Annotated in this window: 23 protein-coding genes and 1 other RNA gene; 17 read left to right on the plus strand and 7 right to left on the minus strand. The window is 64.9% G+C overall.

Going from position 1 to position 21,161, the window contains the following annotated elements:
* Positions 1-7: 7 nt before the first annotated feature.
* Both ACSQ3S_RS17385 and ACSQ3S_RS17390 read right to left on the minus strand, forming a co-directional pair.
* Positions 8-3,238 (minus strand): di-heme oxidoredictase family protein, encoded by a 3,231-nt coding sequence (locus tag ACSQ3S_RS17385; RefSeq protein WP_436143167.1) that lies wholly within the window; start codon positions 3,236-3,238, stop codon positions 8-10.
* 266 nt (positions 3,239-3,504) lie between these two features.
* Positions 3,505-4,284, minus strand: coding sequence for a hypothetical protein (locus tag ACSQ3S_RS17390; protein ID WP_436143168.1), 780 nt, complete (start codon positions 4,282-4,284; stop codon positions 3,505-3,507).
* A gap of 113 nt (positions 4,285-4,397) precedes the next feature.
* Here ACSQ3S_RS17390 and ssrA point away from each other — a divergent pair.
* Positions 4,398-4,725, plus strand: a transfer-messenger RNA (tmRNA) gene (gene ssrA / locus ACSQ3S_RS17395).
* Between the two features lie 225 nt (positions 4,726-4,950).
* Here ssrA and ACSQ3S_RS17400 read toward each other — a convergent pair.
* Positions 4,951-5,220 carry a XapX domain-containing protein gene (locus tag ACSQ3S_RS17400; protein WP_436143169.1) on the minus strand — a complete coding sequence of 90 codons (270 nt, stop codon included), beginning with the start codon at positions 5,218-5,220 and terminating at the stop codon, positions 4,951-4,953.
* A gap of 51 nt (positions 5,221-5,271) precedes the next feature.
* Entirely contained in the window at positions 5,272-5,748 is a 477-nt protein-coding gene (locus ACSQ3S_RS17405; RefSeq protein WP_436143170.1) for a hypothetical protein, read from the minus strand.
* Between the two features lie 21 nt (positions 5,749-5,769).
* On the opposite strand from ACSQ3S_RS17405, the gene ACSQ3S_RS17410 reads away from it, so the two are divergent.
* Entirely contained in the window at positions 5,770-5,940 is a 171-nt protein-coding gene (locus ACSQ3S_RS17410; RefSeq protein ID WP_436143171.1) for a hypothetical protein, read from the plus strand.
* Positions 5,941-5,975: 35 nt separating this feature from the next.
* Here ACSQ3S_RS17410 and ACSQ3S_RS17415 read toward each other — a convergent pair whose 3' ends face one another.
* Complete coding sequence (locus ACSQ3S_RS17415) at positions 5,976-7,361, minus strand: aminotransferase (RefSeq protein ID WP_436143172.1); 1,386 nt, start codon at positions 7,359-7,361, stop codon at positions 5,976-5,978.
* A gap of 178 nt (positions 7,362-7,539) precedes the next feature.
* Between ACSQ3S_RS17415 and ACSQ3S_RS17420 the strand changes: the two genes are divergently transcribed.
* Positions 7,540-7,971, plus strand: a complete 432-nt coding sequence (locus ACSQ3S_RS17420) for a CesT family type III secretion system chaperone (protein WP_436143173.1) — start codon at positions 7,540-7,542, stop codon at positions 7,969-7,971.
* A 101-nt stretch (positions 7,972-8,072) separates the two neighbouring features.
* Here ACSQ3S_RS17420 and ACSQ3S_RS17425 read toward each other — a convergent pair whose 3' ends face one another.
* Positions 8,073-8,399, minus strand: a complete 327-nt coding sequence (locus tag ACSQ3S_RS17425) for a hypothetical protein (RefSeq protein ID WP_176650696.1) — start codon at positions 8,397-8,399, stop codon at positions 8,073-8,075.
* Positions 8,400-8,686: 287 nt separating this feature from the next.
* Between ACSQ3S_RS17425 and ACSQ3S_RS17430 the strand changes: the two genes are divergently transcribed.
* The 8 genes from ACSQ3S_RS17430 (at position 8,687) to ACSQ3S_RS17465 (ending at position 15,650) form a co-directional block, all read left to right on the plus strand.
* Entirely contained in the window at positions 8,687-8,842 is a 156-nt protein-coding gene (locus ACSQ3S_RS17430; RefSeq protein WP_176650697.1) for a hypothetical protein, read from the plus strand.
* A 112-nt stretch (positions 8,843-8,954) separates the two neighbouring features.
* Positions 8,955-9,167 carry a hypothetical protein gene (locus ACSQ3S_RS17435; RefSeq protein ID WP_436143174.1) on the plus strand — a complete coding sequence of 71 codons (213 nt, stop codon included), beginning with the start codon at positions 8,955-8,957 and terminating at the stop codon, positions 9,165-9,167.
* Positions 9,168-9,181: 14 nt separating this feature from the next.
* The gene (locus ACSQ3S_RS17440) at positions 9,182-9,355 is read left to right on the plus strand and encodes a hypothetical protein (RefSeq protein WP_413449684.1); all 174 of its coding nucleotides are present in this window, start codon (positions 9,182-9,184) and stop codon (positions 9,353-9,355) included.
* Between the two features lie 279 nt (positions 9,356-9,634).
* Positions 9,635-11,656, plus strand: a complete 2,022-nt coding sequence (locus ACSQ3S_RS17445; RefSeq protein WP_436143175.1) for a hypothetical protein — start codon at positions 9,635-9,637, stop codon at positions 11,654-11,656.
* 106 nt (positions 11,657-11,762) lie between these two features.
* Entirely contained in the window at positions 11,763-11,891 is a 129-nt protein-coding gene (locus ACSQ3S_RS17450; protein WP_353403661.1) for a hypothetical protein, read from the plus strand.
* 37 nt (positions 11,892-11,928) lie between these two features.
* Positions 11,929-13,530, plus strand: a complete 1,602-nt coding sequence (locus ACSQ3S_RS17455) for a class I SAM-dependent methyltransferase (RefSeq protein WP_436143176.1) — start codon at positions 11,929-11,931, stop codon at positions 13,528-13,530.
* Complete coding sequence (locus ACSQ3S_RS17460; RefSeq protein ID WP_436143177.1) at positions 13,527-15,068, plus strand: class I SAM-dependent methyltransferase; 1,542 nt, start codon at positions 13,527-13,529, stop codon at positions 15,066-15,068. Before ACSQ3S_RS17455 ends, ACSQ3S_RS17460 begins: the two co-directional genes overlap by 4 nt.
* 147 nt (positions 15,069-15,215) lie before the next feature.
* Positions 15,216-15,650 carry a hypothetical protein gene (locus tag ACSQ3S_RS17465; RefSeq protein WP_436143178.1) on the plus strand — a complete coding sequence of 145 codons (435 nt, stop codon included), beginning with the start codon at positions 15,216-15,218 and terminating at the stop codon, positions 15,648-15,650.
* 19 nt (positions 15,651-15,669) lie between these two features.
* On the opposite strand, the gene ACSQ3S_RS17470 is transcribed toward ACSQ3S_RS17465, so the two are convergent.
* On the minus strand, positions 15,670-16,257 hold the full coding sequence (locus ACSQ3S_RS17470) for an RNA polymerase sigma factor (RefSeq protein WP_436143179.1): 588 nt from the start codon (positions 16,255-16,257) through the stop codon (positions 15,670-15,672).
* Between the two features lie 244 nt (positions 16,258-16,501).
* Between ACSQ3S_RS17470 and ACSQ3S_RS17475 the strand changes: the two genes are divergently transcribed.
* From ACSQ3S_RS17475 to sctV, 6 genes are read left to right on the plus strand one after another with little or no spacing between them, the layout of a single operon-like run.
* Positions 16,502-17,341: a hypothetical protein gene (locus tag ACSQ3S_RS17475; protein ID WP_436143180.1), complete on the plus strand. Its 840-nt coding sequence runs from the start codon at positions 16,502-16,504 to the stop codon at positions 17,339-17,341.
* 34 nt (positions 17,342-17,375) lie between these two features.
* Positions 17,376-17,867, plus strand: a complete 492-nt coding sequence (locus ACSQ3S_RS17480; protein ID WP_436143181.1) for a hypothetical protein — start codon at positions 17,376-17,378, stop codon at positions 17,865-17,867.
* A gap of 37 nt (positions 17,868-17,904) precedes the next feature.
* Positions 17,905-18,231 (plus strand): hypothetical protein, encoded by a 327-nt coding sequence (locus ACSQ3S_RS17485; RefSeq protein ID WP_436143182.1) that lies wholly within the window; start codon positions 17,905-17,907, stop codon positions 18,229-18,231.
* A complete protein-coding gene (locus ACSQ3S_RS17490) occupies positions 18,228-18,680 on the plus strand; it encodes a hypothetical protein (RefSeq protein WP_436143183.1) in 453 nt (150 codons plus the stop codon). The genes ACSQ3S_RS17485 and ACSQ3S_RS17490 overlap by 4 nt, the downstream gene beginning before the upstream one ends.
* A complete protein-coding gene (locus tag ACSQ3S_RS17495) occupies positions 18,658-18,963 on the plus strand; it encodes a hypothetical protein (RefSeq protein ID WP_353403672.1) in 306 nt (101 codons plus the stop codon). Before ACSQ3S_RS17490 ends, ACSQ3S_RS17495 begins: the two co-directional genes overlap by 23 nt.
* Positions 18,960-21,050, plus strand: coding sequence for a type III secretion system export apparatus subunit SctV (sctV, locus tag ACSQ3S_RS17500; protein ID WP_436143184.1), 2,091 nt, complete (start codon positions 18,960-18,962; stop codon positions 21,048-21,050). The genes ACSQ3S_RS17495 and sctV overlap by 4 nt, the downstream gene beginning before the upstream one ends.
* Positions 21,051-21,161: the final 111 nt, after the last annotated feature.

A 21,161-nucleotide genomic window follows, 5' to 3' on the forward strand; every position in this document is an offset into this window, starting at 1 on the left:
TGCTACGTTACAGCGACTTCAGGAACGCCAGCAGGCTGTCGCGGTCGGCCTTCGACAGTTTCTCGAAGCGCTGGCGGGCTACGTCCGCCTCGCCGCCGTGCCACAGGATGGCTTCCGTCAGGTTGCGGGCGCGGCCGTCGTGCAGGTAGCCGACCTTGGCGCTGTTGCCCATCACCTTGTCGGTGTAGCCGATGCCCCACAGCGGCGCGGTGCGCCACATGCCGCCCTTGGCCTGGCCTTCGACCAGCTTGTCGGCCAGGCCGGTGCCCATGTCGTGCAGCAGCAGGTCGCTGTACGGACGGATGGTCTGGTTGCGCAGCTCGGCAAACAGGTGGCCCGATCCGGTCTTCATCTCCGCCGTGTGGCAGGCCACGCAGCGCATGCCCTGGAACACCTTGGCGCCGGCCGACACCAGCGCCGGATTGACGTTCAGCTCGTCGATAGGCGCCACGCCTTTCGGGAAGCCGCTGGCCAGGCTGCGTTGCGCAGGCACGGCCACCAGCGCCAGGTAGCGCGAGATCGATTGCAGGTCCGCTTCCGAAATACCCTTCTGCGCGACGGCGCTCGAGCAGCCGGCCGGATCGGTGCCGCAGCTGCGGTTGCGGTACACCGGCGAGGTCACCGACATGTCCTGCAGCAGCGCGGCGGACGCCTGTTGACGCAAGGTCGCCTTGGACGCCTTCCAGCCGAAGCGGCCGAGACGCACCGCCGAACTTTCCGGATCGTAGACGAAGTTGGCCGTGCCCTTGACGCCGTCGGCGTCCGGCGTGCTGCGCACGCGCGCCAGGATGTCGGCTTCCGGCACCGCCTCCAGCAGGCCGGCGCCGATGATGGGCTGGGCGGCGCGCAGCGAATACGCATCCGGCACCGGGCCTTCGAACGCCAAGGTCGGCTTGCGCAGCTCGGCCTTGGTGCCGTCGGCCAGCGTCACGGTGCTGGTTTCAAACGCGGCCACCTTGACGTTGGTGCCCCAGTTCTGCGCCGCGCCGGTCGGCGACACCGCGTTCATCTGCACGGTCGCGCCGTACTGCGGATGCGCCAGCTGGTTGCCGCTGGCGTCGATGGACGCCACCCGCACCGACATGCTGTCGAGCTTCTGGTTCAGCGCGGTCGGCGCCGGGCTGCGGCCGTTGTTGACGTGGCAGGCGAAGCACGAGGACTGGTTGTAGCGTTGTCCCTGCAGGCCGACGGCGCCGTCGTAGCGGTCGTTGCCCGGCTCGTTGTGGTCGCCGGTGGTGAAGTTGGTGTGGAACAGGCGGCGTCCCTCGACGAAGCGCTGCATGTTCTGCATGCCGATGTTGTTGTGCGGCTGCTGGAACATGAACAACGCGTTGTCCGAGTAGTTGTAGGACACCGAGCCCTGGCCGCCGGACAGGGTTTCATCCGGCAGCGGCACCGAGTTCAGGCGCGGCTGCACGCCGTACCACGGCTTCAGGCCGGAGCCGACCACGTACACCCATTCCTGCGAGTAGTAGCGGATGCCGCCGGTGTCGCCCTTGGCCGTCATCGACGCGGTGGTGCTGAACATCGACGGCGACACCTCGATCACGTCGCCGACGACCAGCGGCCGGGCAGGGATGTCCTTGCCGTTCGGGAAGCCGTTGGCGTCCAGCGCGGTCATGCCGGGATAGTTGCTGACCTGGATGGTGCAGCCGCCGTTGATGCCGTTGGCATTGGTCAGGCGGTTGTTGGCCGGGTAGGCGGTCGGCTTGCAGATCGCGATGTTGTCGTCGACCAGCTGGCCCGGCGCCATCCAGCCGTAGCCGGTCACGCCGGGCCGGTCGATGGCGCGGAAGAACGCCACGCCGCCCTTGAGGAAGTCGACCGTAGTGTACTGGTTGACGGTCAGCGTGGGCTTGGTGACGCCGGCCACGCGGCTGTTGTCGATGACCTCGACGCCCCAGCTGCGGTTCTTGAAGTACTGCGGCACGAAGGTCAGGTAGTTGCCCGGGCCCTTGTCGACCGGCAGGCCGGTGACCGGATCGACGGTCTCGTTCGGGCCGTAGCCGATTTCATTCCATTCCTCGCCGCGCTCGCGGCCGTGGCGGGCCAGGCCGCGCGCGCCGAAGCGGGTCACCAGCGTGCCGTCGGGCAGCGTGAACTGCAGCGACTCCAGTGCTTCGGCAGCGGGCAACGGCGCCAGGCCGGCGCCGCTGGCCGGGAACTTGAAGGCCGAGGTGGTGGCGCTGGACAGGGTGTTGTCGCTGCCCGGCGTCTTGAACTCGACCTCGAACAGCGAGTAGCCGTATTGCGTCGCGCGGGCCACGCCCTGCAGGCGGATGTAGCGCGAGTTGACGCCGAGGTTGAAGAACTCCTCGGTGCCTCCCTGGCCGGCGGTCACCGTGCGGATGGTCGTAAACTTCTGGCCGTCGTCCGACACCAGCAGGTTGTATTGCTTGCCGTAGGCATTTTCCCACAGCAGCTTCATGTAGCCGACCTGGGCCTTGGCGCCGAAGTCGAACTGTATCCAGGCGCCGTCCTCGGAGGCGCTGGCCCAGCGGGTGGTGGTCTTGCCGTCGATCGCCATGGCGGCGGACAGGCCGCCGTTTTCCGTGGCCGACGAGGTCGCCGCCACCGGCTTGATGGCCACGCCGGGCTTGCTCACGTCGACCGGCACCGTGGGCGGCGGATCGGGTATCGGGTCCTGCGGCGGCGTGGTGGCAGGGCTGCCGGTGAAGGCCTGGATCTCGAAGATCGAATAGCCATAATTGGTCGAGCGCTTGACGCCCTTCATGCGCAGGTAGCGGCCCCGGCCGTTCAGTCCGGTCAAGTCCTCGGTGCCGCCCTGGCTGTTGTCGACAGTCTTGATGGTGGTCCAGGTCGAATTGTCGTCGGACACTTGCAGCAAGTACTGGGTGGCGTGGGCGTTTTCCCAATCGATGCGCACGCGGGTGATGGTCTGCGTGCTGCCGAAGTCCAGCGTCAGGTACTGGTCGTCGCTAAAGCCGCTGCTCCAGCGGGTGCCTTCGTTGTGGTCGATGGCGGCCGCACCGGACAGGTCGCCGCGCTCGGACGAACTGGCGATGGCGCTGACCGGCGTCAACGCGGTCTCGGCCGTCGCCACGGCGCCACCCTGGACTTTCATTGCGCTCAAGGTGCGCGGCGCGTTGGCGGTGGAATCGGCGCTGCCGCCGCCGCAAGCGGCCAGCAGCAAGGTCAGGGCCAGTGGCAAGCCCTGGATGGGAAGCTTGCGTAGCTGGTGCAGCTGCAAGCGCTGTCGATACGGAGGTGTATTCATTTTTTTATACCCTATACGTGGTTTGTTACGGCAGCATTCCGATAATAGGAAACGTTTCCATCCCGGACTTGAGGTTTTAGAAAACTTTCAATGAGGCAATGGCGATGAAGATATCTTGCGTTATCGCGCATGTCAAGCGTGCGCGCCAAGAAACTTTGTAAGCGTCAAATAGCACGATGTTACGGAATTTTGCCGGGAGAACAGCACATTTTATTTTTTGATATGGTGAAATATCGTATCCGCCGGCGCCCGCACATCGGCATCGGCTAGGCATCACCGACGTCTTTGTCGCCTTCAAGCTGGCGCTTTAACCACTGATCGGAGGTTGGACTGAGATGTTGAACGTCCTTATCCAGGATGAACTTTTCTTTCGAGTCCCATTTCCCCATCTTCTCGGTAAATTTCTCCGGATAGTCCTTGGCCAGGCAGGCAATATTGGCCCAGGGGTCGCAAATGGCCAGGTCTTGGGGCCATTTCGTCATGTCTTTCGGCATGGGGCCTGGCTCAATCGCGCCGACCACGACAAAGACGTGATCGGGCGTGCCGCCGAGTATTGCCTGCTTGCCCGAGCTGCGCAAATAGTCTTGTGCAATGAGCGACAGATCAAAGCAATTGTGCCCCTTCGATGCCAGCGCGGCCCGCACCATCGCTGGCCGGTCGCCCTTGACCGCCCTGATTTGCTTGACTGCGCTATTGGATGCGAGCAGCCGGGGCTTCTCTTCGCTCCATGCCTTCTTCGCGCTGTATTTGTTGGCGGATTTGAAGTTGCCTTCTTTCGTGTAAAAGTCCTCGCGAACCATCGTCTTCGCGGCGCTTGCCGCATCAAGATTTCGAATGCCTGCCGAGGATGTGTGATTGAGCGTTGCCAGCAGCTTGATTTGCAAGGCGTTCTTTTTGGGGGGAGCGGATGCCTGCGCATAGACGTGCCCGGACAAGGGCGGCACGACAGCGGGCGCCGCGGCTGATCTGGACGGCGCAGCAGGGGACAGCGGGTCAGGTGCGATATACGCATCCGTGGAGACGCCAAATCGCGCAAATATTCCCATGCATCCTTCCCCGTGAAGACGACGTCATACGTGTCCTTGAGTAACCCCGGGATCGACGACGGTTCCACGCCACGACTGCCTTGCGAATCATGGAACTTGGGTACCGGCAGCCTACACATACCAGTATTGGTGTGTGCGGAACAACGCGTACTCAAAGGCTAAAACCGTGCTGGACGGGGGTTCGATTCCCCCCACCTCCACCAAATGCCGGTGATCTTCCGCGTGGCGGAAGGCGCCGGCATCTGACGGGGGTGTACAGGTTTCGACAGGGCGGCCAGTAATCGGCGATACATCACGTCAGGCGTCTGACGTAAATAGCGCAAATCGATAATTGCAAATGAATCGCAATTTCTTGCTTACGGCACCTAAACACCGTTAAGCCGAGACACCGGCCCCTTCGCAAGAAGGCTTGGGAACAGAATGGCCGGACCAACTCTGTCGTTTGCAGCGAGAGATGCCGTGCGCAAGCGGGAATTTCGGACATTCCCATAGTTGGCAACCGTAGAGGGCGCACCCTGTACACTGGGTACACTATCTTCCTTCCGCGCCGCGCCAGCCGCTGCGGCGCCTCCATGCCGATACATTGACTCGCCGCCCGTCCGGCCGTGGCCTGCCCGCACTTTCGCAAGTGCGGGCAGGCCGATGTGATTTAAACAGGTACCTGGATCAGTGGAGCGGCGCGCCCGGGGAAGCCGGCGAAGGCGCCTGGCGCGGCGGCGACGGCGTCGCGTCGGCGACCGCGGTCACCGTTTCGGCCTGGATCTCGGGGACGGCGGCATGCCGCCGCAGGATGGTCTCGGCGAATTTTTCGCCCAGGAACATGCCAAGGAAGCCGATGAAGACCACCGCCGGCGGCAGCGCCGAGGGGATGCGGAACACCGCATAAATCAGACCGACCAAGATGCCGGTCAGCAGGGAAATAGCATAATTTTTCATGATGAGTGGGGCGCGGGAAGGCCAGGACGGAGCGTCCCGCGCATCGCGTCGTTAGTTGATGCCGCCGTGGGGATCATGGCCGGCGGTGGGGCTGGCGTGCAGCAGGGTTTCCAGGCGTTCGGCGCCGTCCGGCGACAGATTGCCTTTTTTCATGTTGTCGAGCAGGCCCTGGAGTTCCTTCTTTTCCTCGGGCGTGCAGTCCTTGCCGATCTCGCCGTGGTCCAGGCGGTGCTGCAGCTCCTGGCCGATGGCGGCCTTCTGCCACCTTTCCAGATGACCGTTTTCGGCCAGGTTCAGCAGGTCGCCGGCCGATTTGTTCTCGTTCTCCTTGTGAAATTCCTTCATATCGTGGACGTCGTTCTTGTTCAATTCAAACGGGTTGATCTGCCCGTTGCCGTTCAGTGCGATGGTCATGGTTTGCCTATCGGTGTGGTTGAGGAATTCATAAGTGGCGCCATCCGGCAGCGAGTTCCGTGCCTTGCGCGGTGTCCATGGAACGAACGCCGCGCGTCCGCCACCCATGGTCATACCCACTCAGAAAGGATGTGCATGATGCGTATCTGGTTCTCTCCAGCGGCCGCCGGCCGCGACAGCGAAGCCCTGTACCACGCCCGGCAACGGGTGACACAACGGATCAAGCTGCTCAAGCAGCAGCGGCGCGCGCCGCGCGGCGCCTGGCTGCGCGGCTGGCTCGGCGCCCCGCAGCCACGGTCGGAATAGCGGCGCCGCAGGCCGGCCCCGTGCCGGCCCGCGCCTTACAACATCTCGAGCGCGCGCGCGGTCTGGTCGACCGCCGCTTTCAGCTTGCCCAGCAGCTGCTCGATGTCGTCGCGCGAGCTCACCAGCGGCGGCGCCATGATGATGCGGGCGGACTGGGGCCGCACGATCAGGCCCTGTTCGAGCGCCTTGCGCGTGCAATAGGCGCCGACGCCGCCCTCGTTCATGAAGCGGCGCCTGCCGTCCCTGGCGGCCACCAGCTGCAGCGCCGCCACCATGCCGGCGCCCTGGATCTCGCCGACCATCACGTGCTCGCCGAACACTTCGCGCAGCCGGCGCTGGAAGTAGGGGCCGGTGTGCTGGCGCACCTGCTCGACGATGCCGCCCTCGTCCAGCAACTGCAGATTGGCCAGCGCCACCGCCGCCGCCGCCGGATGGCCCTGGTAGGTCAGGCCGTGGGCAAAGATCCCGCCTTTTTCCGCCAGCGCGCTGGCGATCCGCGTCGACAGCACCAGCCCGCCCATCGGGATATAGCCCGACGTCAGCCCCTTGGCGATGGTGAGCGTGTCCGGCCGAAAATCGAAGTGCTGATGGGCGAACCATTGCCCGGTGCGGCCGAAGCCGCCGATCACCTCGTCGGCGCACAGCAGCACGTCATGCTTGCGGCAGATGCGCTGGATCTCGGGCCAATAGCTGGCCGGCGGGAAGATCATGCCGCCGGCGCCCAGGAAGGGCTCGGCCACGAAGGCCGCCACCCGTTCGCTGCCCAGCCGCAGTATGGCCTGTTCCAGCTTGTCTGCGGCCTGCAGGCCGAACTCGTGCTCGGTCAGCGCGCCGCCGTCGCCATACCAGTACGGCTCGTCGATATGGTGCACGCCGGGAATGGGCAGGTCGCCCATCTCATGCATCAGCTTCATGCCGCCCAGCGAGGCGCTGCCGACGGTCGAGCCGTGGTAGCCGTTGCGCAGGCTGATGAACTGCTTCTTGTCGGGCTTGCCGGCCACGTCCCAATAGCGCCGCACCACCCGGATCAGCGTTTCGTTGGCTTCCGAACCCGAGTTGGTGTACAGGATCTTGCTGAAGTCCCCGGGCAGCAGCTGCAGCAGCTTGGCCGACAGGCGCACCACGGCGGGGTGGGTGGTATTGAAGTACTGGCTGCAGAAGGACAGCTGCTGCAGCTGCTGGGTGGCGGCGGCGATCAGTTCCGGCCTGGCGTAGCCGACGGCGGTGCACCACAGGCCGGACATGCCGTCCAGGAAGCGGTTGCCTTCGCTGTCCCACAGGTGGACGCCTTCGCCACGCACCATGATCCTGGTGGCGCCGGTATCGACGGTGTTGTTGTCTTCGAAGGGCAGCAGATGCACGGCGCCGTGGATGGATCGGTATTCCTCGGTGCGATGGGGTAAGGCCGGGCGTTTGTTCATGGCGTTTTCCGGTAGAGGGGAGGGACCGCTCCGGAGCCGGAACGGCGCATGGACTTGGGTGGACAGGGGCAGGCGCCGGGTTCCATCGGTTCCCTGCCGACGGGATTTCTTCTTATTGCAGCGGGGGAACTGCAACGGCATCGGCGTTGACCCATCTGAATCGACTTGGGTACAAAAAATGAAAATAAATAAAGGATCGGATGTGCTAGAACGCTACCGTGCCCTGATCGGGCAGTTATGCAGGAAGTTTGATATCCCCGAACCGGGGATCATGTATCAGGCGGCGCAGCTGCCGGTCGGGGATGTGAATTTTACGCTGTTCCACGGCGGGCTGATGGTGCCCGACAGCGTGCTGGTGTACTGCGAATTCGGCGTGCTGCCGCCGCAGTCGCGCGAGCGCATGCTGTTGCGCCTGTTGGAAACCAATGCGTATTTATTCGGCGTCAACAGCCCGGCCTTCACCTACCAGGCGGACCGCAACATGATCGGGCTGATGTGCTGTTTCGACCTGGAGGAGGCGACGCTGGAGTCGACGGTGGAATTATTGGAATTCTTTGCCGGCATGGCGAGGCGCTGGCGCGAGGATCATTTTCTGTTCGCTATCTATTGAGGGAGGGCCGGCAGGCGGCGCCGGCGCCGGACAAGAGGACGGGCGGCCCTTGCCGCAGCGCCGGCGTGGGGCCCGGACGGCGTCCGGGCCCGAACAGACGCTTAGCCGCCCTGGATCTCGATATTGGTGCCGTCGGGACCGGCGCCTTTACCTTTGACCGCTTCCAGCTTCTCCGGATCGACGCCCAGCATGCCGGCCAGTTTCTGCAGTTCCTCCGGCGAGATGGTGCCGTCCTGCAGCTTCTTCAGCAGCTTCTTGATGTCGTCTTCGCTTTCGCCACCGCTCTTGGCCGGTTCCGACTGGGCGGCGCGGTTGGTCAGTTCCTTGTTGATGGCGTCTTTCTGCCACGGTTCCATGCCGGGTTTGCCGAGTGCGCTCAGCAGATCGCCCGACGAAGCGTTCTTCAAGCCGGAAGCGAACGAATCCATTTCACCTGCGGATGGGATGCCGCTCGCGCCGCTGCTGCCTGTAAAAGTAACATTTAAGCCCATGGTATGTCCTTTGGAAGTTGAGGGAATTTTTACTGCAAAAATGGGTGGTCGGATTTTTTACTAAAGTTCCCATGGTTGCCGTGAGGAAGATGCCGATGAAAAATAATCCGCAAATAAATGCCGGCCGCGGGAACCGGCGCGCCTTGCGTTGCGACCCATGGAAGACCGTCTTGCTTCTTGACTGCAGTACAGGCGGCATTTTTTAAACAACTGAGGAGTTAATTATGGCAATGGGAGTCCCAGCAGGTGGAGCGGTAGGTGCCGGTATGGCGGTCGCGGCTCAAGAAGCCACCAACGCAGAAGGCGAAATGGTCGATGGCGACAACGCCAAAGTGAAGTTCCAGAAAAAGGGCCGCGATAACTCGCTGGCGCTGATCTGATCGGGCACCATCGCATGAGATAGTGCTTCCTCGGGATGGGCGGCGCGCATGCCTGGTGTTGCCCATCCTGTTTCCGCCGGCGGCGGCATATCATTCTTTTGAAAGGCACACCATGGCCACCTTCCAAAGCCAACTCAGTAGTGGATACGCATCGCAGGACAATCCCGGCTTGAAGCAGGGCACACCCAACTCCATGGTCAGCGCGGCCCAGCAGGGATCGGCGCAGGCGATGGAATTCCAGCTGTGGGTATCGCAGCAGGCAACCTCGCTGGCCAAGCTGAAGATTTTCAGCACCATGGCAAAAAGCGTCAACGACCAGCAATAGCCGAGGAGGTCGACATGAGTGTATCCACCAGCAGCACCGGTTCCATCAGCGCTGGCGCGCGCGCCGGCGGCAGTGAGGCCCGGGCCAATATGGCGGGGGTCAGCGCCGCCGCCGCCAACGTCGACAACGTCAACGTGTTCACCAAATTCATCAAGAAGGCCGAAGAGGCCGCGCAGTCCGCCTTGTAGGCCGCGGCGCCACATACCGGCGTGCGCCGGCTTCCCCTGTTGCTTGTCGCCGGATCGCCGCTGCGCGGTCCGGCGCGTCCGTCGTGGGCGCGCGGCGGCCGCGTTACCCATGCAGATAGCGTGACGCCGCCGGAACTATTGCAAATGCACCGCGACTTATTTGCGAGTCCGCGCGGACCAGCTCCCTGACGGGCCATGCAATTTCAGATGAGTCGGGCAGGCCGGATAGCGAGACGTGTTCAAGAATGTTTCAGACCCCCACCATTTTCGGAGAAAAGCATGTCGTCAACAGTCACCACTACCACCACCAGCACTACCTATACCACGGAGGATCCTTCCGGCTTCGTCGGCACCCTCAAGCTGACCGGCGCGCCCTCCAACCCGGAAGAAGTGGACATCGCACTGCACGACCCAGGCAACGACAAGAACTACAAGCAGGAGGTCAACAACTGGCTGAACAGCCTGCCCATCCCCGACAGCGTCAAGGACATGATCCGCACCAACATGGGATTGACCGGCGGCGGCAACCAGCCATCCGAGTCCGGCGCGGCCAAGACCATCAACGACTTCCAGAAAAATAACAACATCGGTCTGCTGTCGAGCTCGCAGATGAAGCAGATGGCCGACACCGGCTACCTGACCGGCAAGGACGGCAAGACCGTCCAGGTGCCGCCCGACGTGCAGGCCGCCGCCAAGGTCTTCATGGCCAACGACGCCGCCTTCTTCAAGAAAATGGAATCGGCCACCAACGGCAAGCACGACGGCCAGCTGGGCCAGGGCGACTACGGCAACGCGGTCAAGGACGGCACCATCCAGGCCAATGGCGGCAGCAACGGCAACAACGGCCCGACCGGCATTCCAAAGGACAGCTTCATGAGCGCGGTCATGAACGGCCACGTGTCGCCCAACCGTCCGTCCGAATACGGCGCCGCCAAGACCATCAACGACTTCCAGAAAGAACACAATATCGGCCTGCTGTCCGATACCCAGATGAAGCAGATGGCCGACACCGGCTACCTGACCGGCAAGGACGGCAAGACCATCCAGGTGCCGCCCGAAGTGCAGGACGCCGCCAAGACCTACATGGCCAACGACGCGGCGCTGTTCAAGAAACTGGAATCGGCCACCGACGGCAAGCACGACGGCCAGTTGGGGCAGGGCGATTTCAACCACGCGGTCAGCGACGGCCGCATTGCGCCCAACTACGGCACCAACGGCACGCCGACGCCGGGCGGCCAGCCGCCGGTCACCGGCAGCGGCAATACCGGCAACACCAATCTGCCGTCCGATTCGAGCGCGGTCAACACCATCAAGAACTTCCAGAACGACAAGAACACCGGCATGCTGTCCGACACCCAGATGAAGCAGATGGCCGACACCGGCTACCTGACGGGCAAGGACGGCAAGACCATCCAGGTGCCGCCGGAAGTGCAGCAAGCGGCCAAGACCTATATGGCCAACGACGGCGAGCTGTTCAAGAAAATCGAGTCGGCCACCAACGGCCAGCACGACGGGCTGCTGGCGACCTGGGACGCCGACGCCGCGGTCAAGGACGGCAGCGTCTCGGCCAACGGCGGCCCCAATGGCACGCCGACGCCGGGCGGCCAGCCGCCGGTCGCCACTACCGGCAGCGGCAACACCAACCTGCCGTCCGATTCAAGCGCGGTCAACACCATCAAGAACTTCCAGAACGACAAGAACACCGGCATGCTGTCCGACACCCAGATGAAGCAGATGGCCGACACCGGCTACCTGACGGGCAAGGATGGCAAGACCATCCAGGTACCGCCGGAAGTGCAGCAGGCCGCCAAGACCTATATGGCCAACGACGGCGAGCTGTTCAAGAAAATCGAGTCGGCCACCAACGGCAAGCACGACGGCCTGCTGGCGACCTGGGATGCCGATGCCGCCGTCAAGGACGGCAGCGTCTCGGCCAACGGTGGCCCCAACGGCACGCCGACGCCGGGCGGCCAGCCGCCGGTCACCACCGGCACTGGCAACACCAACCTGCCATCCGATTCGAGCGCGGTCGGCACCATCAAGAACTTCCAGAACGACAAGGCCACCGGCATGCTGTCCGATACCCAGATGAAGCAGATGGCCGACACCGGCTACCTGACGGGCAAGGACGGCAAGACCATCCAGGTACCGCCGGAAGTGCAGCAAGCCGCCAAGGCCTACATGGCCAACGACGCCGAGCTGTTCAAGAAAATCGAGTCGGCCACCAACGGCCAGCACGACGGCCTGCTGGCCACCTGGGATGCCGACGCCGCCCGCAAGGACGGCACCGTTTCCGCCTGAGTCTGAAAAGGCGCGGTGCGGCAGCCGCGCCTTGATGTCGCAACACCGGAACCCGCACGGGTTCCGGCTCTCGTCTGGTGTACCCACATATTGATGGAGGAGTTTCATGAGCGAGCATTTTCTTGTCATTGATCAGGACCGCGATCCCGGCGCACCGCCGATGATCGATTTCGCCACCGGCCACCTGGATGACGGCTTCCCCTGGCACCGCATCCGCCGGCTGCACCGCAAATAGGCGTCCGCGCTTTTTCCCATCTCTTGAAGGAATCTCCATGGATTGGCATGAAGGTTACGTTTCCGATATCGACTACGTCGCGGAGTTTTTCCCCGAGCAGAGTCCGTCGCTGCTCAGTTTTGCCTGCATCCTCAACGGCGTGGAGCCGGTCGCGCTGGACCGGCCGTTCACTTACTTCGAACTGGGTTCTGGCCAGGGCCTGACCGCCAACGTGCTGGCCGCCGCCAATCCGCTGGGGCGCTTCTATGCGGCGGACTTCAATCCGGCCCACATCGCCGCCAGCCGCCAGCTGGCGGAAAGCGCCGAACTGGCCAATGTGGAATTCCTGGAAAGCAGCTTCGCCGACCTGGCCGATGGCGCCGTAAGCCTGCCGCAGTTTGATTTCGTCACGCTGCACGGCGTCTACAGCTGGGTCAACGCCGAGAACCGGCGCCATATCGTGCGCTTCCTCGCGCGCTACCTGAAGCCGGGCGGCATCGCCTACATCAGCTACAACGCGATGCCGGGCTGGAGCACCACCTTGCCACTGCAGCGCCTGATCCTCGAGCATGTCGACCTGTATCCCGGCAGCCGCCACCAGCAGATCGAACACATGCGCAAGCTGGTGGGCGGGCTGGTGCGAAACAACGCCGCCTACTTCGCCAACAATGCCGGCGCCGGCCTGCGCACCTACCTCGACGCCGCCATGACCGGCGACGCCGACTGGTCCAGCTACCTGGCGCATGAATACATGAACCGTGGCTGGGAGCCCCTGTACCACGCCGACGTGGTGCGCGACGTGGCCGCCGCCAAACTCGATTATGTCGGTTCGGCTGGCCTGTCGTGGGCGCTGCCGGCGCTGTACCTGACGCCGGCGCAAAGCGCGCTGCTCGACACCATCGCCGACCCTGCGCTGCGCGAGACCATCAAGGACTACATGAAGAACACCTGCTTCCGCAAGGACGTGTTCGTGCGCGGAGCGCGCCGCATGGGCCCGGAGCGCCAGCGGCAATGGCTGGAACAGAGCGGCATCGCCTTGACGGTGCTGCCCGAGCAGCTCCATGCCGGCCTGAAGTTCCCGGCCCAGGGCGCCAATCCGCCGGCCGCCTACGCGCCGTTGCTGGCGGCGCTGGGGCAGGGGCCGCGCACCTTGCTGGAGCTGGCGCGGCTGCCGGCCATGGCGCCGCATACGCTGGCCGAGATCGCCGAAGCGGCGGCGCTGCTGGCCGACACCGGCCAAGCCGCCCCGTACTTCCTCGGCGCCGCCGGCGCCGACACGTCGCCCGCGCGCCGGCTCAACCTGGCCATCGCCGGGCAGGCGCGCGGCGGCGAGGCGGCCTACCGCGTGTTTGCCGCGCCGCTGCTGGGCAGCGGCATCAAGGCGCCGCTGTTCCAGCGCCTGGTCTACCGCGCCGTGCTGCCGGCCGTGGCGGCGCAGGCGCTGCCGCTCAACGTGGACGCGATCGCCACCCAGGTCTGGCGGCAGGTGGTCGAACAGGGCCGGGCGGTGGTGCGCGACGAGCTCGAACTCGATTCGGAGGACGAGATCATCAGCGGCATCTGGGCCACGGTGCAAGCCATACTTGAACGGCGCAGTCCGCTATGGCGCGGCCTGCTGATGCTGCCGCCGCCATTGCATACAGAGGAGTGCGAGCGATGAACTGGAATGACGGTTACGTATCCAATATCGACTACCCGGCCGCGTTTTTCCGCGAACAGAGTCCTACCCACCTGAGTTTTGCCTGCGTGCTCAACGGCTACGAGCCGGTGCCGCTGGACGGCCATTTCACTTACATGGAACTGGGCGCCGGCCAGGGCCTGACGGCCAACATCCTGGCCGCCAGCCATCCTCGGGGCGAGTTTTACGCGGTCGACTTCAGTCCGTCGCAGGTGGCCGCGTCGCGCCAGCTGTCGTCGGCGGCGCAACTGCACAACCTGACGCTGCTGGAAAACAGCTTTGCCGAACTGGCCGCCGGCAAGGTGGCGCTGCCGCAGCTGGACTTCATCACCATGTATGGCGTCTACAGCTGGGTCGACGCCGACAACCGCCGGCACATCGCCGACTTCATCAACCGCTACCTGAAGCCGGGCGGCATCGTCTATCTCAACTACAACGCCATGCCGGGCTGGACCGCGGCGCTGCCGTTGCAGCGTCTTATTCTGGAATATGCGCAGCGCGACAGCCATCCGCGTCCGCAACAGGTCGAGCATGTGCGCGCGCTGGTCGGCGGCCTGGTCGACAGCGGCGCCGATTTTTTCAAGGGCAATCCGGACCTGCAATACCGCATCGACTCGCTGATGCGCGACAAGGCCCACTACCTGGCGCACGAATACATGAGCACCGGCTGGCGGCCGCTGTACCACGCCGATGTGGTGCGCGACATGGCCTCCGCCAAGCTCGACTACATCGGCTCCGGCGAGCTGTCGCGCAGCTTCCCGCAGCTGTTCCTGACCCCCGAGCAGCTGGACCTGCTGCAGACCGTGCCGGACCTGGCGCTGCGCGAGACGATCAAGGATTACCTGACCAATACCAGTTTTCGCGAGGACATCTTCGTGCGCGGCGCGCGCCGCATGACGCCGGCGCGCCAGGAACACTGGCTGCGCCAGGTCGGCCTGGCGTTGACCGCCTTGCCCGGCCAGGCCACGCTGGCGCTGAAGCTCCCCATCGGCAACATCGACGTCGACGCCGCCACCTACCAACCGGTGCTCGACGCGCTGGCGCTGCGGCCGCACACCCTGGACGAACTGGCGGCGCTGCCCGCGCTGGCCGGCTGCAGCCTGCTGCAAATCGGCGAGATGGCGGCCTTGCTGACCGCCTCGGACCAGGCCTCGGCCTACTTCACCGGCGCCGCCGCCACCGCGCCCGACGCGGCGCGCAAGATGAACGCCGCCGTGGCGCAGGCGTCGCTGTTTGGCGACCAGTACCAGGCCCTGGCGTCGCCGCTGCTGGGCAACGGACTCAAGTCCGGGCTGGTGCAGCGCCTGGTGTACGGCCTGCTGCAACAGGAAGCGGAACCGGCGGACACGGTCAACTGGGCCCGCCGGATCGGCGCCATCCTGCGCAGCCAGGGATTGCACCTGAACAAGGACGGCAAGGCTTTGGTGGACGAGGACGACCTGCACGCCGAGCTGTGCTACCTGACCGAGGCCATCGTACGACAGCGGGCGCCGGTCTGGCGCGCGCTGCACATGCTGTAGCGCAGCCCATCTCCGAGCCCCGCCTCAGGGGCTTTGCCCGGTACGGTCCGCGAAAATGCGGCCTGCCGCGGCTCGCCTGGGATAAAATAATCAGATCGACACCCATCGGCCGTGGCACTCCGGCGCCGATTTTACAAGGCCATCATCTTGCGACGCGACGAAGACAAGCACCCCGACGACGACTTTTCCTTGGCAGCCGTACAGCGCCTGTTGCTGGAGATGGTGGAGTTGTCCGACCAACAGACGGCGGGACCGCCGGTGATCGAACTGCTGATCGGCGACATCCTGACCCGCACCGCGCTGGCCTCGGGCGGCGCGGAACACTGGCTGTCCATCACGGCGCTGCTGCAGACGGCGGAACAGCCGGGCTACAGCCCGCATCCGCCGGCGCCTGGCGCCGACCAGCGCCTGATGTCGATCGATTTTCTGTGGCATGCCGATGAAGGGCGCTACATCGTGGTGCGCAAGGTGCCGCTGCAGGAGTTGCGCGACGAGCGCGACGTGATGGATGCCATCCTGGCCACGGCAGACATGGCCAGGGGATATTTCGCGGCGGCCTGCGCCGGCCAGAGCCCGTCCTGAGACGAGCGCGCCGGCGCCATCAGCGAAAGCCGTGGGACACGCCATTGCCATCGCTGGCGGCGCCATATTCACTACGCACCGCCGCCCGCACCCGCGACACGCGCGAGCGCACCGTGCCGATCGGGATATGCAGCTGTTCGGCCGCCTCCTCGTAGGTGGCGTCGCCGTCCAGCACCGCCTCGAAGGTCGAGCGTATCCGGACCGGCAGCTGGTCCAGCATGGCGCCGACCTTTTCCGCGATCTGGCGATACTCGAACAGCAGCGCGGGGTCGGCATACGCGTCGGCGATCTGGTCCATGAAATCGTCGTCGACCGCGTCGTAGCGGTCGGCCGCATTGCGGCGCACCTGGTTGCGCGCCAGGTTCAGCGCGATGCCGAACAGCCAGGTCGACGGCTTGGACAGGCCGGAAAAACGATGCGCGCACTTGGACACCTCGATGAAGGTGTTTTGCACCACGTCCTCGGCGTCCTCGCGGTTGCCGACGTAGCGCTGGACAAAGCGCAGCAGGTGGGTGCGATGGGTGGTGTAGAGCTTGACGATGTCGATGCCGGGGTTGGTGGCATCGGCCAACGCTGATTCGCCGGCGGCGGAAACTGTCTGGGTCATGATGTTCTCCTTGCTGCATGTGTTGGTGGGGAAACAGCCTGCCGGCGCAAGCACTGCCTGATCGCCGTTGCGGCTGGGTATGGATGGACGATAGCAGCGCAAGCGGCCTCTGCATCGGTTCGGTGAACATTCGTGAGACATTGAATAAAATTGAGAAACCGGCGCGCTGTTTCAGCGACAATGAGGGAACTCAAGCACCGTCTCTGCCACTCAGCGCGGCGCCCGCCCGCGCATGGCCGCCCTGATGGAACCGGCTCATGGCCAGTCGCCACTGATGGCCATGAACATGCAAATCAACCGCTTCAGCAACAACAACGCGCCCGAAACGCCGGCGCCGGCGCGTCACCACGCCCGGCACGTGAGCCGGCAAGGAGTGTTGTCCGCCAACGTCGCCACGGCCACCGAACTGACGCCGCTCGACGCCATCAACGGCCAGGCCGGGGTGCGGGAAGGCGTGCACTTCAAGCGGCGCACGCTGAGCCAGCGCGCCGCCACGCCCACGCGCCAGCCACGGCAGCCGAGCAAGAAGGAGACGCAGAAAAAGTCGCGGCTCGACGCCAGCTACCAGGAAGGCGACGACGATGACGATCTGCTCAACATGTCGCCGGTGGAAGACACGCTGGACATGCTGCGCGAGGACAGCGGCCGCGCGCGCCAGGAAGAGGTCGAGGCCATGCTGGCGGAATATTTCCAGCCCATGCAGCGCTACAACATCCTGCACGACGCGCTGGAAAAGCTGGAAGACCAGCCCATCAGCAAGATGAAGAAAAATTCGCTCAGGAACGCGCTCAATGAAATGATGAGCGAGCTGATGGAGCGTCATCCGCACGAGATGCGCCGCGCGCTGCAGGAATCGGATGAGCTGGTGAACTCGCTCGAGGCCATGGCCGGCCAGGACGGCGAATCCCGCAAGCTGCCGTCGACGCGTGACCTGCGCTTCCTGATCGGCGCCAAAACCCGGGGCAACTTCGACGCGCCGCTGTCGCCGCTGACGATGCTCAAAGCCCTGATCAAGAATTTCGGTCCCGACAAATGCCTGAATGCGATGACCAGCCTGCGCTCGCGCATGATGTCGGGTTTTTGATGCGCCCCCAGGAGAGACGATAGTGAAATCCGACTTGCGAAAAAACCCCCAGCGCAGCATGGGACGGTACTGGCTCACCATGTCCGATGCGTCGGCGTTCACGCTGGTGCGTTCCAGCGTGACCCTGGCCGAGGCCTTGCGCCGCGACCTGGCCGAAAAGCTCAAGGTGGTGGCCGAGCCGAGTCCGGTGGAAATCGCCACCGTGCTGCTGACCGCCGCCGAAGCCGGCTGGGGCAAGGGCAAGGCCAACCAGTTGATCACGCAGATCGTCGGCAGCCACAAGCCGGACACCGAGCAGCGGGGCGGCATCTGCCTGTTCCTGCGCGACACGCTGGCCCAGCTGCCGCTGACCTTGTGGCCGCAGGACAAACTGCCGGCGCGCCGCGAGCTGCTCGAGGAGTTGGCAAGGCAAGTCAGCCTGGCGCACGCCGACGTGCCGACCTTGCCGACGCGCGACGAAATCCGCGAGCAGGAATGGCGCGACCAGATCGCCGGCCTGCGCCGCGAAGCGCAGCGCCACGCGTAAGGCGGGCGCGGCAGTTTAACCGGGAGAGGATGGAAGAATGGAAGAATTGCTCAATGTACTGGCGTCGGAAGCGCGCATGCAGCAGGCCGTGGCCATGAACACGCTGGAGAACGGCGTGCACGTGTTTGTCTATCCGCTGGACAGCGGCATGCTGGTGGCGCTGGGCGCGAGTCCGGACATGGGGCTGCAGGCCGCGGCCGTGCTGAAGAAGCGGGCCGACGACCTGCCGCGCTTCGGCGCCTGGTTGCCGGCCATGTTCAACGACGGCAGCCTGTATCTGCTGCGCCGCATGACCGAACACGGCGACGACATGTCCTCGCTGTCGGCCGAACAATGGGACGCTGCCGGGGAGTTGCTCAGTTGATCAGCCGTCAATCCGGTGTCGTCGACCGGGCCAGGCATCTCGACGTCGGCGAACTGGCCGAAATCCATCGCGTCGCCGAAACCGAACCGGTCCCCAGGGCGCGCGCCGACCTGCTGTCCGCCGAAGAAGACCTGTCGCTGCCGGCCGAGGCGTTTCCGGCCGATCCGGCGATGGCGCTGCTGACCGGCGCGCTGGGTGCGCAACTGAGCACCGACAACCGCGTCTGGCGCGGCGATCCGGTGCCGGGCCTGCGCGGCCTGGAGCGGCTGCTGCTGGCCCACGCGCTGGCGCAGGAGCCGGCCGGGCGCAGTCCCTGCCTGCAGGCGATCCGCGTGGTCGAGCTGGCGGTGCTGTGGCGCTTGCGCTGGCAACAGATGCGGCGCAGCGACGTCGAAGTCAACCTTACCCCACAACAAGAGGTGTCCGATGAGGAAACGAGTCCCGCGTGAGACCATGGCGGACGAGCTGCAGCTGGCCATCGGCCTGGTCTGGGGCCATCTGAACGCCTACCAGTACGAGGAGGCGCATCAGCTGGCCAGCGGCTGCCTGCAACTGTGGCCGGACGAGCCGCGGCTGTTCATGATGGCCGCCTTCGCCGCGGCCGAATTGCTGGAGCCGGTGGACCGGGAACGCTTGCTGGCCATGCGCACGCCGCAGAACCAGGCCTGGATCGCGCTGGTGCTGCGGCGGCTGGAGTGGCATGAGCCGGCGGCGCACGGGGAGCACGCATGAAGGCGATGGGCGTGGTGCTGCTGCTGAACAAATTCTCGGCGCGGCTGGCACAGCGCGCCGAACTGCTGGCCGCCGGGCTGGTGATCGGCATCGTCTTCATGCTGGTGCTGCCGATGCCGGTATGGCTGCTCGACATGCTGATCGCGCTGAGCCTGTGCGCCTCCGGGCTGATCGTGGTGGTGGCCATGTACATGGCAGGTCCCACCGCATTCTCGACCTTTCCGGCGGTGTTGCTGCTGACCACACTGTTCCGCCTGGCCATATCGGTCTCGACCACGCGCCTGATCCTGCTCGAAGGCGACGCCGGCCATATCGTTGAAACCTTCGGTAATTTCGTCGTCGGCGGCAACCTGGTAGTCGGCCTGGTGATCTTCCTGATCCTGACCGTGGTGCAGTTCATCGTCATCACCAAGGGTTCGGAGCGGGTCTCGGAAGTGTCGGCCCGCTTTTCGCTCGACGCCATGCCGGGCAAGCAGATGTCGATCGACAGCGACCTGCGTGCCGGCATCCTGACCGCGGAGGAGGCCAAGAGCAAGCGCGCCACGCTGGGCCAGGAAAGCCAACTGCACGGCGCCATGGACGGCGCCATGAAATTCGTCAAGGGCGACGCCATCGCCGGCCTGTGCATCGTGTTCATCAACCTGATCGGCGGCATCTCGATCGGCATCGTCCAGCACAATATGGACGCGGCCGAGGCGATGCGCGTGTATTCCATTCTGTCGATCGGCGACGCCCTGATCGCCCAGATTCCTGCGCTGCTGATCTCGCTGGGCGCCGGCATCATCACCACCCGCGTCAGCAAGGATGACGGCGAGGAGGGCGAAACCAACATCGGCCGCGACATCGTCGGCGAACTGTTCGCCGAACCGAAGGCGCTGCTGACGGCGGCCGGCATCATGCTGCTGTTCGGCCTGATCCCGGGCATGCCGACGCTGGTGTTCATCGGCCTGGCGTGCGGACTGTGCCTGGCCGGCGTGATCGGCCTGCTCAAGCCGCTGGCCGACGCCGAGCTGCAGCGCGAGTCGGACGAGCTGGAACGCAAGAACGCCGGCATCGTCGACCTCACCAATTTCTCGGCCACCACGCCCTTCCTGCTGCGCATGCCCGAAGCGCTGCGCAGCACGCCGCAGGCCGAGGTTATCCGGTCGGCCGTGCGCATCATGCGCAACGGCATGCTGGAACGGCGCGGCATTCCCGATCTGAAGCCGATCGAATTCGAATTCAACGACAGCACGCCGGCCGGGCGGGTGCAGTTCATGATGGCCGAGGTGCCGCTGGTCGACGACGAGGTGCTGCTGGGCTGGGCCGCCACCCGCGAGCCGCTGGAGCGGGTGCAGGAGCTGGGCTTCACCGCGATGGAACGCAATATCGCCGGTTCGCGCCGGCGCCGGGTCTGGCTGCGCATCGACGACGAGGAACAGCTGATCCTGGCCGGCATCCAGTTCCAGCGCTGGGAGCAGGTGTTCGCCGCCGACATCGAGGTGGAAATGCTGCGCAATTGCCAGATGTTCGTCGGCGTCAACGAGGTGATCCGGTTCACCCGCTGGGCCGAGCGCCGTTACCCCGAGCTGGGCAAGGAAGTGATCAAGACGGTGACGCTGCCGCGCCTGACCGAAGTGGTGCAGCGCCTCACGCGCGAAGGGGTGTCGCTGCGCAACGCCCGCCTGCTGCTGGAGACCACGCTGGATTGGGCGCCCAAGGAGCGTGACCCGGACGTGATCGCCGACTATGTGCGGCTGGCCTACAAGCGGCAGCTGTGCCACGAAGTCGCGCGCGACGGCCTGATCGAGGTGATCCTGCTGTCGCCGGAACTGGAAGACCAGCTGCGCAATTCCATGCGCCAGACCAGCCAGGGCGGCTACCTCGACATCGATTCCGAGCTCGAGCAGATGCTGCTGGACCGGCTGGACCAGCTCTCCACCAACGTCAGCACTCCGATCACGCCGCCGGTGCTGGTGACGGCGGCCGACATCCGCCGCTCGGTGCGCAAGCTGATCGAAGAGGAATTCTTCCCGGTGCCGGTGTTTGCCTTCTCCGAGCTGACCCAGCATGCCAAGGTCAAGCCGGTCGGCATGATCGAGCTCTAAGCGGTCCGGCGGCGGCGGAACTTCGGCGGCGGCGCCGACATATACCTGTATTCATCGGCCGCGCGCGCCATCCCGGCGCCTGGGGAATTCCCTGCCGGCCGCCACGGTTCC

Origin of the sequence: Duganella sp. LjRoot269 (assembly GCF_964254095.1) — a bacterium.
GTDB lineage: Bacteria > Pseudomonadota > Gammaproteobacteria > Burkholderiales > Burkholderiaceae_D > Rugamonas > Rugamonas hordei.

What these genes read in the sequence shown, in the direction of transcription:
- ACSQ3S_RS17410 (WP_436143171.1), top strand. Translation starts at nt 5,770, where the DNA reads ATGATGCGTATCTGGTTCTCTCCAGCGGCCGCCGGCCGCGACAGCGAA.
- ACSQ3S_RS17400 (WP_436143169.1), bottom strand. Translation starts at nt 5,220, where the DNA reads ATGAAAAATTATGCTATTTCCCTGCTGACCGGCATCTTGGTCGGTCTG.
- ACSQ3S_RS17495 (WP_353403672.1), top strand. Translation starts at nt 18,658, where the DNA reads ATGAGGAAACGAGTCCCGCGTGAGACCATGGCGGACGAGCTGCAGCTG.
- ACSQ3S_RS17470 (WP_436143179.1), bottom strand. Translation starts at nt 16,257, where the DNA reads ATGACCCAGACAGTTTCCGCCGCCGGCGAATCAGCGTTGGCCGATGCC.
- ACSQ3S_RS17475 (WP_436143180.1), top strand. Translation starts at nt 16,502, where the DNA reads ATGGAACCGGCTCATGGCCAGTCGCCACTGATGGCCATGAACATGCAA.
- ACSQ3S_RS17460 (WP_436143177.1), top strand. Translation starts at nt 13,527, where the DNA reads ATGAACTGGAATGACGGTTACGTATCCAATATCGACTACCCGGCCGCG.
- ACSQ3S_RS17445 (WP_436143175.1), top strand. Translation starts at nt 9,635, where the DNA reads ATGTCGTCAACAGTCACCACTACCACCACCAGCACTACCTATACCACG.
- ACSQ3S_RS17415 (WP_436143172.1), bottom strand. Translation starts at nt 7,361, where the DNA reads ATGAACAAACGCCCGGCCTTACCCCATCGCACCGAGGAATACCGATCC.
- ACSQ3S_RS17425 (WP_176650696.1), bottom strand. Translation starts at nt 8,399, where the DNA reads ATGGATTCGTTCGCTTCCGGCTTGAAGAACGCTTCGTCGGGCGATCTG.
- ACSQ3S_RS17420 (WP_436143173.1), top strand. Translation starts at nt 7,540, where the DNA reads ATGAAAATAAATAAAGGATCGGATGTGCTAGAACGCTACCGTGCCCTG.
- ACSQ3S_RS17385 (WP_436143167.1), bottom strand. Translation starts at nt 3,238, where the DNA reads ATGAATACACCTCCGTATCGACAGCGCTTGCAGCTGCACCAGCTACGC.
- ACSQ3S_RS17405 (WP_436143170.1), bottom strand. Translation starts at nt 5,748, where the DNA reads ATGACCATGGGTGGCGGACGCGCGGCGTTCGTTCCATGGACACCGCGC.
- ACSQ3S_RS17485 (WP_436143182.1), top strand. Translation starts at nt 17,905, where the DNA reads ATGGAAGAATTGCTCAATGTACTGGCGTCGGAAGCGCGCATGCAGCAG.
- ACSQ3S_RS17390 (WP_436143168.1), bottom strand. Translation starts at nt 4,284, where the DNA reads ATGGGAATATTTGCGCGATTTGGCGTCTCCACGGATGCGTATATCGCA.
- ACSQ3S_RS17455 (WP_436143176.1), top strand. Translation starts at nt 11,929, where the DNA reads ATGGATTGGCATGAAGGTTACGTTTCCGATATCGACTACGTCGCGGAG.
- ACSQ3S_RS17430 (WP_176650697.1), top strand. Translation starts at nt 8,687, where the DNA reads ATGGCAATGGGAGTCCCAGCAGGTGGAGCGGTAGGTGCCGGTATGGCG.
- ACSQ3S_RS17435 (WP_436143174.1), top strand. Translation starts at nt 8,955, where the DNA reads ATGGCCACCTTCCAAAGCCAACTCAGTAGTGGATACGCATCGCAGGAC.
- ACSQ3S_RS17450 (WP_353403661.1), top strand. Translation starts at nt 11,763, where the DNA reads ATGAGCGAGCATTTTCTTGTCATTGATCAGGACCGCGATCCCGGCGCA.
- ACSQ3S_RS17440 (WP_413449684.1), top strand. Translation starts at nt 9,182, where the DNA reads ATGAGTGTATCCACCAGCAGCACCGGTTCCATCAGCGCTGGCGCGCGC.
- sctV (WP_436143184.1), top strand. Translation starts at nt 18,960, where the DNA reads ATGAAGGCGATGGGCGTGGTGCTGCTGCTGAACAAATTCTCGGCGCGG.